Below are 1,610 nucleotides of genomic sequence, written 5' to 3' on the forward strand. Positions count from 1 at the left end.
CCACAATGATCACGAAGCCCGTGCCTGCCCTGTTATGCGCCCCAACCGGTCACTCCCCGACCAGCCGCACGAACCCGGAACTTGCAACCGCCCTGATTGGCCGCGGGCCTGAATGCGCTGCTCGACGTGCTGGAAGCAGGCATCAAGGCCGCCGTCAAGATCTACCGGGCGGTCATCCTCGGCGCGATCAAGTTCGCCCAGGCGGCGATCGAGGCGCTGGGCAAGTTCGCGGCGCTGGTCGCGGACATCGCCCCTGACCCGGGCGGCTGGATCAGCAAGGCGGGCAGCTCGGCGAAGGCAGGGATAACCGACCACCTCTGGGGCGCCATCAAGACGGGCGTGAAGCGGTGGTTCGACACGAAGGTCGAGGGCATTCTCGGCCTCGGCAAGGCCGTGATCGATGTCCTGGTGAAGGGCTGCGTCTCGATCAAGGAGATCGGCAAGATGGCGTGGGACGCGATCATCGCCTCGCTGCCGATGATGATCGCGTCGATCGTCATCGAGAAGGTCGTCTCGATGATCGTCCCGGCGGCGGGCGCGATCCTCACCATCGTCCAGGGCCTGATGGCGGCGTGGCAGAGCATCAGCTCGATCCTCTCCGCGTTCGGCAAGTTCTGGGCCTACTTGAAGGCGGTCAAGGCGGGCCCGGCGGCCTGCCTCTTCGCGGAGGCGGTGGCGGCGGGCATTGTCGCCCTGCTCGACTTCATTGCCAACTTCCTGATGATCCGCCTGGCTTCGGCGACCAAAGGCGTAGGAAAACGCCTCAAGGCGATGTCCGAGAAGATCATGAAGGGCCTGAACAAGACGGGCAAGGGCGCGAAGGAGGCGGCGGGCAACGCGGTGAACAAGGCGCGGGGTGCGGTACGCAACGCGGTGGAGTCCTTGAAGAAGCCGGCGGGACCGTCGAAGCCGAAGGGACCGAGGGTCCCGAAGAACCGGTCGGCGTCGACGGACCGCAGTCCGGGCCGGAGTGTTCCGAAGGACACGGCTCAAGACCGGCCGACGAGCAAGACGCCGGACAAGGAGCGGGAGCGCCGGCGGGACGAGGCCGAGGCGAAGCACGACCAGCAGAAGCCGGACGCGGCGCAGAACAGTGCGTCGGACCGGAGGCCCGACGCCAAGAAGGACAAGTCTCCCCGCACGGCGCCCAAGAAGAAGAAAGAGACCGAGGCGCCCAAGCGTCAGAAGCCTCGCAAGCCCAAGTCCCCGCTGGGCAAGGCGCTGACGAAGATCAAGGGCAAGGTCAAGTCCGCCCTCAAGAAGATCCGCAACGCCGGCAAGACGCTCGGCAAGAAGCTGCACAAGAGCAAGATCGGCCAGGCGCTCAAGAGCAGCGGCAAGAAGATGCGCGACTTCTTCAAGAAGAAGCGCGACAAGATGCGCAACGACAGGAAGAGGCGCACGGATCAGCACGAACACAACCGCGACAATCGCAAGAAGAAGGAGGACTCCAAGGATTCGAAGCTGGAGCGTCTCCGCCGAGCCCTCGCCCGGATTCATCCGCGCCTCAAGGAGCAATGCCACTTAGCTTGTGGTGATCGTCATGCCACGAGGCCGAGGGGTTGTTCGTTGGCGAGGCGGATCGTGGCGGGTGTGGGGTGACGGGTGCC

At 65.2% G+C, this 1,610-nt stretch carries 1 protein-coding gene; it reads left to right on the forward strand.

Annotated elements, in window-relative coordinates; translation table 11 throughout:
* The first annotated feature begins 96 nt into the window (after positions 1-96).
* The gene (locus ABZV38_RS40370) at positions 97-1,602 is read left to right on the forward strand and encodes a hypothetical protein (protein WP_356333944.1); all 1,506 of its coding nucleotides are present in this window, start codon (positions 97-99) and stop codon (positions 1,600-1,602) included.
* The last annotated feature ends 8 nt before the right edge of the window (positions 1,603-1,610 follow it).

Origin of the sequence: Streptomyces sp. NPDC005181, assembly GCF_040608395.1 — a bacterium.
Taxonomy (GTDB): Bacteria; Actinomycetota; Actinomycetes; order Streptomycetales; family Streptomycetaceae; genus Streptomyces.